Below are 15,861 nucleotides of genomic sequence, written 5' to 3' on the forward strand. Positions count from 1 at the left end.
CGTGGGGGTATAGCTCAGTTGGGAGAGCACCTGCCTTGCAAGCAGGGGGTCATGAGTTCGAATCTCATTATCTCCACCACAGCGCCTAAAAGGCGCATAAAACTTGCACTTTGAAAACTATATAATGTAAGTTGAAAATTGTTAGAACCGAGCAGTAATGCGAAGGTTATAGCAGTTTTCAGAAGATGAGAAGACAAGAAAAAATAAGGGTAACAAGTATCGAAAGGTATGCGTGACTCTTAGGAAGTCTTCACAAGATGGTTAAAAGACAATCACTTGAAGAGAACCGAAAGATATCGAGAGATCGTATCTAAGAAGGTCAAGCTATTAAGAGCATAGGGTGAATGCCTTGGCACCAGAAGCCGATGAAGGACGTGATAAGCTGCGAAAAGCTGCGGAGAGGCGCAAATAGCCATTGACCCGCAGATGTCCGAATGGGGGAACCCACCTGGGGTAAATGCCCAGGTACATGTATGTGAATACATAGCATACATGGGGGAGACGTAGGGAACTGAAACATCTAAGTACCTACAGGAAAAGAAAACAAAAGTGATTCCGTAAGTAGTGGCGAGCGAAAGCGGATTAGCCCAAACCGGGGTACAGCAATGTAGCCCGGGGTTGAGGACCGGCGGAATGATTCGGAGTATCTAGCAGAATGAGGCACTGGAACGTGCAGACCATAGAGGGTAAAAGTCCCGTATGCGAAAGATATGAAGACAGGCCGGGATCCAGAGTACCACAAGGCACGTGAAACCTGGTGGGAAGCAGGGAGGACCACCTTCCAAGGCTAAATACTAACTGGTGACCGATAGTGGAGCAGTACCGTGAGGGAAAGGTGAAAAGAACCCCGGGAGGGGAGTGAAAGAGAACCTGAAACCCTATGTTTACAAGCAGTTGGAGAGCGTTAAGGCTCGACAGCGTACTTTTTGTAGAACGGTCCGGCGAGTTATAGTATGTGGCAAGGTTAAGTACTAGAGGTACGGAGCCGAAGGGAAACCGAGTCTTAACAGGGCGACAAAGTCACATGCCATAGACCCGAAACCGGGTGACCTATCCATGGACAGGTTGAAGCGGGAGTAAAATCCCGTGGAGGACCGAACCACGTGACCGTTGAAAAGGTCTGGGATGAGCTGTGGATAGCGGAGAAATTCCAATCGAACTCGGAGATAGCTGGTTCTCCCCGAAATAGCTTTAGGGCTAGCCTCTAATGAAAGTCTAGCGGAGGTAAAGCACTGAATGGGCTAGGGGCCTTACCAGGTTACCGAACCCTATCAAACTCAGAATGCCGTATAGACGATGTTAGGGAGTCAGACTACGGGAGATAAGTTTCGTAGTCAAAAGGGAAACAGCCCAGACCATCAGCTAAGGTCCCAAAATCACAGTTAAGTGGAAAAGGATGTGGGTTTGCTAAGACAACTAGGATGTTGGCTTAGAAGCAGCCATTCATTCAAAGAGTGCGTAATAGCTCACTAGTCGAGTGAGCCTGCGCCGAAAATTACCGGGGCTAAACTGTGTACCGAAGCTATGGACTCAGAAATGGGTGGTAGGGGAGCTTACTGTCGTAGGCCGAAGCACGATCGTGAGGACGTGTGGACGAAACAGTAGTGAGAATGCCGGAATAAGTAGCGAGAGTAAAGTGAGAATCTTTACCGTCGAAAACCTAAGGTTTCCTGGGGAAGGCTCGTCCGCCCAGGGTAAGTCGGGACCTAAGCCGAGGCCGAAAGGCGTAGGCGATGGACAACAGGTTGAAATTCCTGTACTACCGTCTCTTGTTTGAGAGAGGTGGGGACGCAGGAGGATAGGCTAAGCGAGTAACTGGAAAAGCTCGTCCAAGGGAGGTAGATAGTCCGGTAGGCAAATCCGCCGGACGTTTCGAAGGCCTGATGGGGAGGGAAAATAGAGTACCGAAGTAGCCGATTCCACACTGACGAGAAAAGCCACTATCGAGAGAGAAGGTACCCGTACCGCAAACCGACACAGGTAGGTGAGGAGAGAATCCTAAGACGAGCGGGAGAAGCGTTGTTAAGGAACTCGGCAAATTGACCCCGTAAGTTCGCGAGAAGGGGTGCCTGTAGGAATACAGGCCGCAGTGAAAAGGCCCAAGCAACTGTTTATCAAAAACACAGGTCTCTGCTAAATCGAAAGATGACGTATAGGGGCTGACGCCTGCCCGGTGCTGGAAGGTTACGGGGAATGCTTAGCGCAAGCGAAGGCATGAACTTAAGCCCCAGTAAACGGCGGCCGTAACTATAACGGTCCTAAGGTAGCGAAATTCCTTGTCAGGTAAGTTCTGACCCGCACGAATGGCGTAATGATTTGGGCACTGTCTCGACAACGCACCCGGTGAAATTGTAGTACTTGTGAAGATGCAAGTTACCCGCGACTAGACGGAAAGACCCCATGGAGCTTTACTGTAGCCTGATACTGGGTTTCGGTATTCTTTGTATAGGATAGGTGGGAGGCAGAGAAGTAGCGGCGCCAGCCGCTATGGAGCCGACGTTGGAATACCACTCTAAGAGTACTGGAACTCTAACCAGAGTCCATAAGCTGGACTTGGGACACTGTCAGGTGGGCAGTTTGACTGGGGCGGTCGCCTCCCAAAAGGTAACGGAGGCGTCCAAAGGTTACCTCAGCGCGGTTGGAAACCGCGCAACGAGTGCAAAGGCATAAGGTAGCCTGACTGTGAGAGAGACACCTCGAGCAGGTACGAAAGTAGGGCTTAGTGATCCGGTGGTATGAAAGTGGAATTGCCATCGCTCAACGGATAAAAGCTACCCTGGGGATAACAGGCTTATCTCCCCCAAGAGTCCACATCGACGGGGAGGTTTGGCACCTCGATGTCGGCTCATCGCATCCTGGAGCTGTAGCAGGTTCCAAGGGTTTGGCTGTTCGCCAATTAAAGCGGTACGCGAGCTGGGTTCAGAACGTCGTGAGACAGTTCGGTCCCTATCTGTCGCGGGCGCAGGATATTTGAGGGGATCTGTCCTTAGTACGAGAGGACCGGGATGGACGAACCTCTGGTGCACCAGTTGCATTGCCAAGTGCAGAGCTGGGTAGCCAAGTTCGGCAGGGATAAACGCTGAAGGCATCTAAGCGTGAAACCCACCCCAAGATGAGATATCCCATTCGAAAGAAGTAAGACCCCATGAAGACTACATGGTAGATAGGCCGGATGTGGAAGTGCAGTAATGTACGAAGCTGACCGGTACTAATAGGTCGAGGGCTTGACCAAGAAAAGAAGGTCTTTTAATAGTCTGAAAGTGAAGACAAGTCTTCGAAGAAAGCTTACATTATATAGTTTTGAGAGTGCAAGAAATTGCACAAAGTTTATAAAATTGTCAGATGCAAGTAGTGCAAGGAAGCCGACTGCTGAGGAACGGAATTTATGAAAGATAAATGAGTACCGGAGGCAGGAAGGCTGACGCAGCAATACGAAGCATATCACAATTTTAGATATCTGGTGGCAATAACGAGAAGGAAACACCCGTACCCATTCCGAACACGGCAGTTAAGCTTCTCAGTGCCGATGATACTTGGACGGAGACGTCCTGGGAAAGTAGGTCGCTGCCAGATTTATATCAGAACCCTGAGGTTATTCATCTCAGGGTTTTGTTGTATTTATGAAAGTCATCTTCATGTCCAGTCAAACTATTAGTCCTTCCTGACTGCGAAAAACAGCAAATTATGATAAAATATTAAACGATTATAAAACGGTGGAGTATAAGCTCATGCTTCATGGACATCTTTTCCGAAAGGATGATATTGTTGGGCTGTGAAGGAGATATGATGACTCAGGAAAAAGGGATAAAGGGAGACACGGTTGAAAGAGTCTTAAAAGTGTTAAGAAATATCCGTACCGGTGTAACTATTGAAGAATACAGCTTGCAGGATGCAATTGCCCATCTTTTAATGGCATCGGGAATACCCTTCAAAAAAGAATACAAGCTGGCTCCGAGAAACAGAATTGATTTTTTTGTTGAGGGAGGAGTCGGAATTGAAGTTAAAAAAGGGAAGCCCAATCGCACGGATGTTGTAAGACAGCTTGAAAGATATGCGTCTTTTGGCGATATTAATACTATAATACTGGTGGTGGAAAGAAGCGTTAACATACCGGCAAGGATTAACGGCAAAAGGTGCATACTGTTTGGATTAAACCGACTATGGGGAGTTGCTTTATAATGATAAATCAAAAGGAAATGGGTCAGGATTCGGAGGAAGAGGTTTTTCTTCCTGACTATATGAAGGATGTAGGTCCTGCCAATTATTATTATGGCACATTAAAATATGATAAACGAACAAACAAGTGGGTTATAAAGGGAGAGCCCTGTGTTTGCCAGATGGCAAAAAGGCTGTTTCCCGGCTGCGATACCAAAAGGCGAGGTACTGCAAGATTTACCGCAAATAAGAGAATCATAGGTGACCTTAACTGGCTTATGATGCGTTATCCACTGGAAATAAAGAACAGGGATAAGTGGGACAGGGACATAGAAGAAGCAAGGCAGTATGTTTTGAAAAGGGAATGGTCAAATAAATACCCATTAAAAGCAGAAGTTCCAAAACTCACCTTCAATGGCGAACTAATGGAATTCCAGAAGGAAGGCTTAGGTTTTCTCCTTAGGAACAACAGAGCTTTGTTGGCTGATGAAATGGGTCTGGGAAAGACCGTTCAGGCTTTGGCGTATCTGGCCTCTATCAACAGCTATCCCGTGCTGCTTGTTGTTCCTCCTCATCTTGTCAGGTATTGGCAGAGGGAGATCGATCGTTTTTTAAGGCTGCCTCCGGTGGAGAAAAACGATGAAGGCGTCAGCCTTGCAGGTAACCCGGAGAATAATTTCTGTGCGGGAGCTACTTGTCTTGAAGGCATGAAACTTGATGGTATGGAAAAGGAGTTTAATGCTTGGGGGAAAAATTCCTTTGATTCCGATATGAAAGAAAATCCTGAGGCTGACGTAGTAAAATCTGAGATCGACAGGATAAAATCTCCGGGGAAAGACGGTGGAAATGCTCCTAAGGTGCATGTAATAAAGGGAATAAAACCATACAGGCTGCCGGAGGCTCATATTTACATAATACATTACCTCCTCCTGAGAGGATGGAAGAATGTGCTGCCGGAAGCAGGCTTTCAAACGGTTATTTTTGATGAAATCCAGGAACTGAGGCATGCAGGTACGGAAAAATACAGTTCAGCCAGTTTGATTGCCGATAACTGTAAAAATGTCATCGGACTTTCCGGAACTCCTATATATAATAGGGGCGGAGAGATATGGAATGTAATGAACATATTGGATTACCATTGTCTCGGGGATTGGGACAGCTTTACCAGGGAATGGTGTTACGGCTATGGCAATGGAGTGGTTATTAATCCGACACTGCTGGGTGAGCATCTGAGAAGGGAAGGCTTGCTTTTTAGGAGAACAAAGGATGCCGTGTTGGAAGAGCTTCCGCCCAAAAGGCGTCTTGTACAGGAAATAGATTCGGACGAGGGCATATATGAAAACCTGATACAGAGCGCTGTGGAAAAAGTTAAAAAGCTGGACATGCTGGAAGAAGGATTTGAAAAGGAGAGTCTTATTCTGCAGATTTCCCAGGAGGAACGCCAGGCAACAGGTGTTGCCAAAGCCCCCTATGTATGTGCCTTTGTAAAGGCTTTGCTGGAGGCTGAAGAAAAAGTCCTTCTCTTCGCGCATCACCACAGTGTCATGGATATATACAGAAAGGAGTTAAAGCACTTTAAGCCGGTTTTTATAACAGGAAGGGAAAACGATAAGCAGAAGGATGCGGCTGTCAACGCATTTATGGAGGGACGCACCAATATTTGCTGTGTTTCTCTGAGAGCTGCGGCAGGATTAAACCTGCAGAGGGCCAGCTGCATAGTTTTCGGTGAACTGGACTGGTCGCCTGCCGTCCATAGTCAGGCGGAAGACAGAGCCCATCGTATCGGGCAACAGGATTCGGTTTTATGCTACTATCTCGTCAGCTCCAGAGGCGCAGACCAGGATATTCAGGAAGCATTGGGCCTTAAAGTGAGCCAGTTTATAGGCATCATGGGAGATGCTGCAGAATCTGAGGAGGATAGGCTCCTGGCCCAAAGTAAAGCGAAAGAACACATAGAAAAGGTTATAGAAAGGTTAAAGGAAAAAGCGGCATTGCTTCAAGATGAGAAACCGGCTTTGTGACTGCCTGGAGAGTAACTGCTGCTTATAGAATGTAAGTCAAAAGCTGTTGTAAGCATAAGGAAGATAAACTAAAAAGCTGCACCGTAGTTAAAACGGGCAGCTTTATATATACATGCCTGTATCATGTCTGGTTAAAGAGTTCCTGATCCACTTTTATGTTCATATTTTAATTTTATAAACAGGTCTCCCGGTTTATACAGGTTTTTGATTTCTGCAACTTAGTCATACCGAGGTGGTGTAGTGGACATGTATCATTCAAAGCTTAAAACGGCGCCATCCTTCAGCATGAATCCATAGTTGGATTTTATGTAGTCAAAAATCTTTGATGCTATCAATTTATGGCCTTCTTCATTGGGATGAATGCCATCAATGCATAAAAGGCGCGTGAAATCAGCAGTCTGCAAGAAAGCACCCCGGATGTCTATCCATTTGGTTTTTGTTTCTTCAGCAATGTTTACAATGACCGAGTTGTACATCTCGTGCCACCAATAAATTTTGTTCACGCTTCCCAGCCATTCCAGGATGCTATTGGCTATTGCCGCGCTGTTTTTGCTTATCCATTTGAAGTACCTGTCGGCATCCAATGGAGGAAGTGTCATAAGTACAGGAATTATGCCTTTGCTCTTTAAAGCACTTACCTCATTATAGAGCATCTGCCTGAACAATTTTACATCAGTTTTAGGACTGTGGGCTGCTTTTGGGTTTCTGGCTATATCTTCCCAGTCAAAATCACAGTCGTTGCCTCCATATTCAATCAGGACGATATCGGGATTATTTTTTGCTATTTCGCTTTGCAGCTTGCTTATCCCTTTTATAATGGTGCTTCCAAACTTGGCTGCATTGCATACTATACCTTTAATCTTATCCTGTATCAATGATACATAATTATTGCTGGTAATAGTGTACTTTCCGGTATCTTCATTATATATAACACCTTTTGATATGGAATCTCCAGAAACGACAATTTTGTAAATGTCCTTTGGAATTATCTCCTTCATTATACAACACCCGGCTTAACTACTTAATTTATACCTTATTTCTAGTATAATGAACTGATGGTTGAAAATCAACATATCCTATTATTCCCCATTATAAATTTTTATATACCATGCAATATTTTTTTAAAAATTTTATTTGATGTTTATTTTATTTAAAGTATGGATATTATGTGCTAATATATATACAGTATCGATTAAGAGTTTTATTGCTCAGTAAGCGGCGGTTTGCTATCGCAGCGTGACATTCTTAGAGCAAAAGATTTGCCGGTTGCTTGATGTATAAAGCCCACCTATTGAGATGGAGGACATTGCTGGCTTCCTAATAGATTTGAACCAGGGCAAGTAGTTGAAAAGTCAAGTTATATAATAAAAGATGGAACAGGAGGAATGTGCATTGGAAATCCGATCGCTTAAACAGGAGGAACTGGAACAATGGTTTGACCACTGCGTGTATGTTTTTAATAATGGTGAGTTTTCTGCTTCCTACAGGCAATATTTCGCAAACCATTGGTATAACGATCCATGGAGGGACCTGGATGGAATATTGGTAGCAGTGGAAAATGAAAAAATTTTGAGCACGGTCAGAATATTTTTCCGCAAAATATATATCAATGGCGAGAAGGTAAGCATGGGAGGCATAGGTGAAGTCAGCACAAGGCCGGAAGCCCAGGGAAGGGGCTTATCGACCCGGCTCCTGCAAGCTGCGATTAAAAAGATGGAAGATAAGGGCATTCAGGTTTCAATGCTGGCAGCGAATATACAGGACTATTACAGGAAATTTGGCTGGGAGACCCTCTGCATGCACAGCAAGATATCGGATTTGGTAGGCTCCGATGATTCCCGGTACGCTGTCAGGCCTGTAAATCCGGATATGGATATGGAAAGCATTCGCAGGATACACTCCCACTATGCAAAGAGCTATAATGGGATAATTATAAGAGATAATGACGAGTATTGGGAAAAGTGGTTTAAAACAGAGCAAAAAAGTGTTTTTGTTGCCCAGGATGCCCAGGGAACGGTAGTTTCCTATATATGCGCAGACGTAGGGGATGACAGGATCAGAATTAGGGAATTTGGGGCTCTGTCAGGCTTTGAAGATGCCTTTTCAAGTTTAGCTTCAAAAGCAGCACATATGCTGGAAAGAGCAAACTGCGAAATTCATTATAAGGGAGTGAAAAACCCCGGGATGAGCATAAAAAGGGTTGCAGAGGAAAACTATCACATGATCAGGCTTATTACACCTTTTGAGATAAACGGAGAGCCAATAGAGACAACCCGGAAGCTTGTCAGCGTTATGGAAGGAAGCAGAGGTAAGGGTCAGGACTCGGAATTTGTTTTCTGGGATACGGATGGTTACTGATAACGGGTTGAAAAAAAGGCACGGTTAAAGTACAATTAAAAAGTACAATCAATTTAATTGCTGCATACGCTACATTATAGTATCAATAAAATTAAGGGATGTATATGATGGTGCAGAAGCAGGGGAAGGAAAACGCTTTTACCCGGCGGGGATGCAAAAATACTAAATCCAGAAAGGCGATTATAAGCCTTCTGGAAAAAGCTGAGACACCTCTATCAGCGGAGGAAATATTTCTACAGTTGAAGGAAGCGGGAGTTTCCGCAAACCTTTCGACGGTATATAGAAATCTTGAGTTGATGGAGAGCTTAGGGCTTGCCGGAAAAATGGTCATGAATGACGGAAAGGCCAGGTTTGAAATAACAGGCGAAGGTCATAAGCATCATCTCATTTGCACAAGCTGCCATAAGATGATAGCTATAGATTTTTGTCCGATGGAATCCCTTCAAAAGGATGTAATTGATAAAACCAATTTCGATATAACCGGTCATAAGCTTGAACTTTATGGTGTCTGTCCTGAGTGCAGAAAGACTGAGTAAAAATATCCTTTAAAAGGTATTTAATATTTCACTTGCTTAAAAACTGAAGCAATATTGCATTGCTTTGGTTTTTTTATGCATGGAGAGATACCTCACATACCGATGCTGTACAATACTTCAAGCATAATTACATGTGCTTTAGAGGCTTTCTTAGAGGCTTTCTTAAAATATTTCCATAGATATAAACATGAGCCATTTTATATCACCTCGTATGAGGCAGGCTTTCCAGCAATTGTTTTCACATTATGGCGCGACAAAAAGAACAAGCTTCTGAAAAATTTAAATAAAGTCTGTGTAAAGCTTACATAAAGCCTAAATAAAGCTTATATAAAGCTTTCATGGATCAAATATCGGATTGGCGGCAGGATATTGCCGAAATCTTGCTGCTTTATCTGTCTTTAGTTTATTTGATTTCTACCTGTATTGACTAAATCATGGCAGACTGTATATAATTGTATATAGCAAATGCAAATCATTTGCATTTGCATGAATAAATTGCATCTCTATGGTTATATTAGGTAATGAAAGGAATGGAGAGAATGAAAAGGAAGCTTAACATATTTTTATGCGCTTTGCTGATGATATCAACAATATCCCTTGCGGCCTGCAGTAGTGGGACTTCCGGCAGCAAGGCTGAAGATGAATCCGGAAAGATATCGGTGTTTACCAGCATTTATCCCATGTATGATTTTGCAGGCAAAATAGGCGGAGATAAGATCGATTTATATAATATGGTGCCTGCAGGTACTGAGCCTCATGACTGGGAGCCTTCGCCCAAAGACATGGCTAGGCTCGAAAAGGCGGATGTGTTTATATATAATGGTTCCGGTATGGAAGGATGGGTTGAAAAGGTACTGAACTCCATAAACAAAGAGGACATGATTGTTGTAGAAGCCTCAGAAGGTGTGGATATCATTGAAAACAAGCCGGATGATGATGAGCATATTAGCGATCCCCATGTCTGGCTTGACCCCATGAGAGCGGGAAAGCAGATGGAAAACATCATGAATGCCCTGTCGAAGGCGGATCCGGACAATGCCAAGTTCTATGAAGAAAACTTCAGAAAATATTCGGTGGAGCTGGAAAAGCTGGATAAGGAGTACAGAGATACCTTGGAAAAATGCGAAAAGAAGGATATAATAGTAAGCCACCAGGCCTTTGGTTATCTGTGCGATGCCTATGGTCTAAATCAGATTGCCATAGGAGGTCTTGAGGCAGATACGGAACCCAGTGCCGGCAAAATAGCTGAAATATCTGACTTTGTTAAAGAAAAAAATATTAAGGTGATCTTTTTTGAGGAACTGGTAAGCCCCAAAATAGCGGGTGTGATAGCTGGTGAAACGGGAGCGGAAACAATGGTTTTAAATCCTCTGGAAGGGCTTGGCGATGAGGATATCAAGGCAGGCAGAGATTATTTCTCCGTAATGAGGGATAACCTAAAAGCCCTGGAAAAAGCTCTGAGATAAGAAAAAGATACTGTTTGAGGAGGGCTTAAAAGTACAATGGGCAAGGTAATAGAAGTGAATAATTTGAGTTTTGGTTATGATGGAAGACTGACAATCAAGGATGTCAGTTTTTCCGTTGATAAAGGGGATTTCGTAGGGATAATAGGGCCTAACGGCTCCGGAAAGAGCACCCTGGTCAAGCTTTTGCTTGGCATCCTGCGTCCTTCCGGAGGCCAGATCAGGATTCTGGGTGAAAATATCGAAAAATTCAACTGTTGGGATAAGATAGGTTATGTATCTCAAAAAGCAAATGCGTATAACACGGCTTTTCCTGCTACGGTAGAGGAGGTTGTAAGTGCCAATCTCTTTTCCCGTATCGGCCTTTTCAAGCCTATTGGAAGGAAGCACCGGGATGTGGTGTACAATGCGTTGAAGCTTGTCGGAATGCAGGATTATGGGAAAAGCCTGATCGGGAATCTTTCCGGAGGTCAGCAGCAGCGGGTGTTTATAGCGAGGGTTCTGGTGAGCGAGCCGGAGATAATGTTCCTGGATGAACCTACCGTCGGAATTGACGTAAAATCGGAAGAAGAGCTGTATTGCATGCTGGCAAGGCTTAACAATGAACTGGGGATTACGATTATGATGGTCACCCATGACATAAGCGCAGTAACCGTGCATGCAAATAAGCTTGCCTGCATGGCGGACAAGGGTCTGGTCATGCATGATCCCAAAGAAGAGGATGCAAAAAAGTATATCTCACAGCTTTACGGATATGAGGTTAACCTGCATATCCACCAGCATAACTGTGATAACGTGATGAAAGGTGATGAAGATAATGTTTGAGGTATTTCAATATGCTTTTATGCAAAGGGCGTTTATCACGGGAACTCTAATCGCTCTGATAACACCGGCTATAGGTGTAATTGTCGTACTGAGGGGATTTTCCATGATAGGGGATTCCTTGTCCCATAGTTCCCTTGCGGGAGTGGCCGCAGGACTTGTGGCAGGCGTCAATCCCGTTGCCGGGGCGGTGTTTTTTTCTGTTTTTGCCGCTCTTGGAATAGAAAAAGTAAGAAAGTCGTTTCCGCAGTATTCTGAAATAGCGATAGCTGTTATAATGTCTGCAGGGATTGGCTTGGCCGGAGTTTTTTCCGGTTTTGTTAGGAACAGTGCCAATTTTAGCAGCTTCCTGTTCGGCAGTATCGTGGCTATAAGCGATTTCGAGCTTATGCTGGTGGTGGTTCTCAGCGTGATAGTTTTGCTGTTTTTGCTGCTTTTATACAAGGAGCTGTTTTACATAACCTTTGATGAGCAATCAGCCAGACTTGCCGGGATACCGGTGAGAGTGATAAACTTTATTTTTACGATAATGATAGCTGTTTCCATTTCAGTTTCATCAAGAACAGTGGGCACTCTGGTGGTGTCATCCATGATGGTGCTGCCTGTGGCATCGGCCTTGCAGGTTGCCAAAAGCTATAAGCAGACATGCATATATTCCATGTTATTTGGTCTGATCTCCACTCTTTCCGGAATTTACATATCCTATTATGCGGAAACGGCGCCAGGAGGTACAATAGTACTGGTAAGCGTATTGATTCTTATATTTGTGCTGGTCTATAACAACACGGTGCGAAAGCTGCTGCTTAAAAATTCAGCGAGAGCCAGTGCGGAGTAAAGTCTTTAGTTAGTTCATTTTTTACATTGCTACGAAAGGCAGTTAGATATATAATATAATGAAGAAATTTTTTGCCTATGCAATTAACAAATTGAAACATCTAATATGTTGTGTTATTTATGGGGGAAAGAGGAGCTGCTCTTCGAAGCCGGACTTGGAAGCATCCTGGTGCATATCTGGGTACATATCCTGTGGGTGCATATGAACGATGGAGGAACAGCTTCCTGGCGGAATTTCGAAGCATACGGCCGAATTCTGCTTTATAGGCAATATAATGTGGGGTTTATCCTTCCGAATCAAAAATCCCTATTTCATTAGATGCTTCAAGCAAAATCTTTAGTTTAAGCGGTGTGGAGCAAATCTTTACACGGCTGCTTTTGCTGTTATAAGCTTTATATTACTGTTGTTATAAGTTTCATACTACTTTTAAAGGAGACTGGAATGGCTGTAAATACTGTAATCAACCAGATAATTGTTTTGTTTTTAATGATATTTGCGGGTTTTCTTGCCAAAAAGAAAGGTATTATTAGTGGGGCGTCAAGGAAAAAGCTCTCCGAGCTTCTTCTCAATATAACAAATCCATTGTTGATTATTTCCTCGTTTCAATTTGAGTTTTCCAGGGAGATACTTCAAAATGTGCTTATAGTGTTGGTATTTGCCATAGTTGCCCATGCTTTGCAGATCCTGCTGGGTAAACTTCTCTTCATAAAAAGCGATGGAGGTACAAAGCAGGTCGGCGAGCTTTCGGCCATATACACCAACTGTGGATTTATGGGTTTTCCCGTGCTGGAGAGCCTCTACGGAAAGATAGGCATTTTATATGGATCGGTTTATTCTGCTGTGTTTAATGTTTACCTTTGGACCCATGGAGTCATGGTATTGAACGGAAAAGGGGGAGCAAAGTCTGTCAAAAAAATCCTTCTGAATCCTGGTATTATATCGGTGGTTATAGGTTTGCTGATATTTTTCTTTTCCATAAAGCTTCCCTATCCTGTAGCTCAGGCAATGGAACTGTTAGGCGACATGACAATACCCCTTTCCATGCTGATTGTGGGTGCCACTCTGGCGGATGCCGATTTCAAGAAGCTTTTCAGTGGCTTTAATCTATATTATATAACCGGAATCAGGCTTATACTGATGCCGCTTTTGGCAATCATGATACTGAAGCTTTTCAGCCTTTCGGAGGTTCTGATGGGCACATGCGTTTTGTTTATTGCCATGCCTGTGGCCACCACCGTTTCGATATTTGCGGAAATGTACAACGGGGATACGGAGCTGGCTTCAAGGGTTGTGGTGTTTTCTACGCTTTTATCCGCTTTTACCATACCGCTTATGATTGCCTTGCTGTAATATGAATCATGCTTGTGAGGAATCCGTTACAGATGCAGTAAACAGTATCACATGGTGTACGGAAATTACTTGAAGTATTATTAGCACTCTTGCCAAGAGAGTGCTAAAATCCTCTTGACATTCTTAAATCATAAGTTGTAAGATAATATATGTCATAAATCCGGACAAGGTAGGCCAATCCACAATTTGGCCGGCTGAGTCAAGCTCATTATCAAACTGGAATAGGAGGTTTTTGGAATGAATCGTGAAAGCGGGAGCATTTCAATAAACACTGAAAATATTTTTCCTATTATAAAAAAATGGCTGTATTCAGATAAGGATATTTTCATACGAGAACTGGTATCCAACAGCAGCGATGCCATAAGCAAGCTTAAGAAGCTGGTTTCCATCGGGGAAGCTGAGGTGGAGGACGGCACTGTATACCAGATTAAAGTTGTTGTTGACAAAGATAACAAAACCATAAAAGTGATAGATAACGGAATAGGCATGACCGGGGAAGAAGTAAAAAAATACATAAACCAGATTGCGTTTTCCGGTGCCAAGGATTTTATAGAGAAGTACAAGGATAAAACCGACGAAGGTCAAATCATAGGGCATTTCGGTCTGGGCTTTTATTCGGCTTTCATGGTATCGGACAAGGTTCAGATTGATACATTGTCATACCAGAAGGGCGCAGAAGCTGTGCGATGGACAAGCACAGGAGGCACAGAATATGAGCTGGAAGCTTCCGACCGTACAGAACGCGGTACTACAGTTACTTTATATGTTGCGGAAGACAGCCAGGAATTCCTGGATCAATGGAAGATGAGGGAGATACTTCAAAAGTATTTTTCTTTCCTTCCCTATGAGTTGTATATTGAGGATGCGGCTTCCGAAAAGGAAGAAGCCAAGTCGGAGGATAAAGGCAAGGATGATGGCGAGTCAAAGAAGAGGGAACCCAAACCGATTAACGATACCTCTCCCTTGTGGCTTAAAAATCCAAGAGACTGCACGGAGGATGAGTATAAGGAGTTTTACCGCAAGGTGTTCCATGATTTTGAGGATCCCCTGTTCTGGATCCATTTGAACATGGATTATCCTTTTAACCTTAAGGGCATATTGTATTTTCCGAAGCTGAAGCATGAGTTTGAGACGATGGAAGGTCAGATTAAGCTCTATTATAACCAGGTTTTTGTTGCTGATAACATCAAGGAGATAATACCCGAGTTTCTCATGCTTCTGAAGGGTACCATCGACTGTCCGGATCTGCCTTTAAACGTGTCCAGAAGCTTCCTGCAGAATGACGGCTATGTAAAAAAGATTTCTGCGCATATAACTAAAAAGGTAGCGGATAAACTGGTATCGCTCTTTGAAAACGAGAGGGATAATTATAACAAATACTGGGATGACATCAACCCCTTTGTTAAATACGGCTGCATGAGGGAAGAAAAGTTCTTTGAAAGGGTAAAGGACATAATCATATTTAAAACCACCAATGGTGATTATGTGACTTTGAAGGATTATCTGGAGAGGAACAAGGAGAAGCATGAAAACAAGGTTTTCTATACCAATGACGAAAATCAGCAGGCGCAGTATATAAGGCTTTTCAAAGAGCAGGGGATAGAGGTTGCCATACTGCCGTCCATGATTGATTCCCACTTTATTCAGTTTATGGAGATTAAAGAAAGCGGCATCAAGTTTACCCGGGTTGACTCCGATCTGTCGGACAGCATGAAGGAAGACGGCGCGGTGGTGGACAAGGATATCCAGGATAAGCTGGAAAAATTGTTTAAAGACAATCTCAGCAACGATAAGCTAAACATTAAGGTGGAAGCGTTGAAGGCAGAATCGATACCAGGCATGATACTGGCTTCCGAACACTCCCGCAGAATGCAGGAAATGAGCCGCATGTTCGGAGGTGCAGATATGAGCCATATGTTCCCTAAAGAAGAGACCCTGGTGCTCAACAGGAACAACTCTCTGATCAAGGCCGTTGTGAAGCTTATGGACAGGGAGGATAAAAAAGAGGATGTTAAACTCATATGTGAACAGGTATATGACCTGTCCATGATGGGCCACAGGCAGTTGGAACCGGAAGCCATGGCAAAGTTCATTGAAAGGAGCAGCACCATACTGGCTAAGCTTGCGGAAATGAGCGCATGAGTAAAATTGGACATAGGGAAGTTGAACATAGGAAAGCTGGACATAGGACAACTTAACATGGGAAAATTACACAAAAGGAACTACACGTAAGAAAACTAGACATTGAAATATGCTAGACAAGGGATGAAGCGATAGCTGTTAAAAAGGATTGGGCTTTTTATGCAAAGCTCAATCCTTTT

Annotated in this window: 10 protein-coding genes, 1 tRNA gene and 2 rRNA genes; 12 read left to right on the forward strand and 1 reads right to left on the reverse strand. The window is 43.7% G+C overall.

What is annotated here, in order from left to right:
• Positions 1 to 3 precede the first annotated feature (3 nt).
• From CDO33_RS04815 to CDO33_RS04835, 5 genes are all read left to right on the forward strand, one after another.
• Positions 4 to 79 (forward strand) — tRNA-Ala (locus CDO33_RS04815).
• Between the two features lie 238 nt (positions 80 to 317).
• Positions 318 to 3,232 (forward strand): 23S ribosomal RNA (locus CDO33_RS04820).
• A gap of 224 nt (positions 3,233 to 3,456) precedes the next feature.
• A 5S ribosomal RNA gene (rrf, locus tag CDO33_RS04825) occupies positions 3,457 to 3,573 on the forward strand.
• 162 nt (positions 3,574 to 3,735) lie between these two features.
• Positions 3,736 to 4,179 (forward strand): hypothetical protein, encoded by a 444-nt coding sequence (locus tag CDO33_RS04830; RefSeq protein WP_103080903.1) that lies wholly within the window; start codon positions 3,736 to 3,738, stop codon positions 4,177 to 4,179.
• On the forward strand, positions 4,179 to 6,176 hold the full coding sequence (locus CDO33_RS04835) for a DEAD/DEAH box helicase (protein WP_242973865.1): 1,998 nt from the start codon (positions 4,179 to 4,181) through the stop codon (positions 6,174 to 6,176). Before CDO33_RS04830 ends, CDO33_RS04835 begins: the two co-directional genes overlap by 1 nt.
• 251 nt (positions 6,177 to 6,427) lie before the next feature.
• On the opposite strand, the gene CDO33_RS04840 is transcribed toward CDO33_RS04835, so the two are convergent.
• Positions 6,428 to 7,174 (reverse strand): SGNH/GDSL hydrolase family protein, encoded by a 747-nt coding sequence (locus tag CDO33_RS04840; protein ID WP_103080902.1) that lies wholly within the window; start codon positions 7,172 to 7,174, stop codon positions 6,428 to 6,430.
• Positions 7,175 to 7,568: 394 nt separating this feature from the next.
• Between CDO33_RS04840 and CDO33_RS04845 the strand changes: the two genes are divergently transcribed.
• The 7 genes from CDO33_RS04845 (at position 7,569) to htpG (ending at position 15,682) form a co-directional block, all read left to right on the forward strand.
• Positions 7,569 to 8,534 (forward strand): GNAT family N-acetyltransferase, encoded by a 966-nt coding sequence (locus tag CDO33_RS04845; protein WP_161496463.1) that lies wholly within the window; start codon positions 7,569 to 7,571, stop codon positions 8,532 to 8,534.
• Positions 8,535 to 8,632: 98 nt separating this feature from the next.
• Complete coding sequence (locus CDO33_RS04850) at positions 8,633 to 9,070, forward strand: Fur family transcriptional regulator (RefSeq protein ID WP_242973387.1); 438 nt, start codon at positions 8,633 to 8,635, stop codon at positions 9,068 to 9,070.
• A 521-nt stretch (positions 9,071 to 9,591) separates the two neighbouring features.
• A complete protein-coding gene (locus tag CDO33_RS04860) occupies positions 9,592 to 10,536 on the forward strand; it encodes a metal ABC transporter solute-binding protein, Zn/Mn family (protein ID WP_338053246.1) in 945 nt (314 codons plus the stop codon).
• A 36-nt stretch (positions 10,537 to 10,572) separates the two neighbouring features.
• Positions 10,573 to 11,358: a metal ABC transporter ATP-binding protein gene (locus tag CDO33_RS04865; protein WP_103080899.1), complete on the forward strand. Its 786-nt coding sequence runs from the start codon at positions 10,573 to 10,575 to the stop codon at positions 11,356 to 11,358.
• Positions 11,351 to 12,190 (forward strand): metal ABC transporter permease, encoded by an 840-nt coding sequence (locus CDO33_RS04870; RefSeq protein WP_103080898.1) that lies wholly within the window; start codon positions 11,351 to 11,353, stop codon positions 12,188 to 12,190. Before CDO33_RS04865 ends, CDO33_RS04870 begins: the two co-directional genes overlap by 8 nt.
• A gap of 441 nt (positions 12,191 to 12,631) precedes the next feature.
• Positions 12,632 to 13,540 carry an AEC family transporter gene (locus tag CDO33_RS04880; protein ID WP_103080896.1) on the forward strand — a complete coding sequence of 303 codons (909 nt, stop codon included), beginning with the start codon at positions 12,632 to 12,634 and terminating at the stop codon, positions 13,538 to 13,540.
• A gap of 237 nt (positions 13,541 to 13,777) precedes the next feature.
• Entirely contained in the window at positions 13,778 to 15,682 is a 1,905-nt protein-coding gene (htpG, locus tag CDO33_RS04885) for a molecular chaperone HtpG (RefSeq protein ID WP_103080895.1), read from the forward strand.
• Positions 15,683 to 15,861: the final 179 nt, after the last annotated feature.

The sequence above is a fragment of the Clostridium thermosuccinogenes genome (assembly GCF_002896855.1).
Taxonomy (GTDB): domain Bacteria; phylum Bacillota; class Clostridia; order Acetivibrionales; family DSM-5807; genus Pseudoclostridium; species Pseudoclostridium thermosuccinogenes.

What these genes read in the sequence shown, in the direction of transcription:
- CDO33_RS04830 (WP_103080903.1), top strand. Translation starts at nt 3,736, where the DNA reads ATGGACATCTTTTCCGAAAGGATGATATTGTTGGGCTGTGAAGGAGAT.
- CDO33_RS04835 (WP_242973865.1), top strand. Translation starts at nt 4,179, where the DNA reads ATGATAAATCAAAAGGAAATGGGTCAGGATTCGGAGGAAGAGGTTTTT.
- CDO33_RS04840 (WP_103080902.1), bottom strand. Translation starts at nt 7,174, where the DNA reads ATGAAGGAGATAATTCCAAAGGACATTTACAAAATTGTCGTTTCTGGA.
- CDO33_RS04850 (WP_242973387.1), top strand. Translation starts at nt 8,633, where the DNA reads ATGTATATGATGGTGCAGAAGCAGGGGAAGGAAAACGCTTTTACCCGG.
- CDO33_RS04860 (WP_338053246.1), top strand. Translation starts at nt 9,592, where the DNA reads ATGAAAGGAATGGAGAGAATGAAAAGGAAGCTTAACATATTTTTATGC.
- CDO33_RS04865 (WP_103080899.1), top strand. Translation starts at nt 10,573, where the DNA reads ATGGGCAAGGTAATAGAAGTGAATAATTTGAGTTTTGGTTATGATGGA.
- CDO33_RS04870 (WP_103080898.1), top strand. Translation starts at nt 11,351, where the DNA reads ATGTTTGAGGTATTTCAATATGCTTTTATGCAAAGGGCGTTTATCACG.
- CDO33_RS04880 (WP_103080896.1), top strand. Translation starts at nt 12,632, where the DNA reads ATGGCTGTAAATACTGTAATCAACCAGATAATTGTTTTGTTTTTAATG.
- htpG (WP_103080895.1), top strand. Translation starts at nt 13,778, where the DNA reads ATGAATCGTGAAAGCGGGAGCATTTCAATAAACACTGAAAATATTTTT.